Source organism: Varibaculum cambriense, assembly GCF_022133705.1.
Lineage (GTDB): Bacteria > Actinomycetota > Actinomycetes > Actinomycetales > Actinomycetaceae > Varibaculum > Varibaculum cambriense_A.
Window position 1 is genome coordinate 1 of the sequence record NZ_JAKNHJ010000065.1, and the last position, 219, is coordinate 219.

1 protein-coding gene is annotated in these 219 nt (G+C 61.2%); it reads left to right on the top strand.

Annotated features, from left to right (window positions below):
* On the top strand, nt 1–219 hold a 219-nt coding region (locus L0M99_RS09785), incomplete at both ends, for a type I restriction enzyme subunit R domain-containing protein (protein ID WP_425304321.1).

Here is a 219-nt window from a genome sequence, read left to right on the forward strand (position 1 = left end):
GTCCGCGACATGTGGCTGACTGGCTTCGACGCGCCGTCAGTGCACACGATGTATATCGACAAGCCCATGAAGGGCCACGGGTTGATGCAGGCTATTGCCCGGGTGAACCGCGTGTTCCGCGATAAGCCTGCTGGCCTTGTGGTGGACTATATCGGCATCGCCCAGAACCTAAAGAACGCTCTCGGCCAATATTCCGGCTCCGACCAGCGCCAGGCCGGG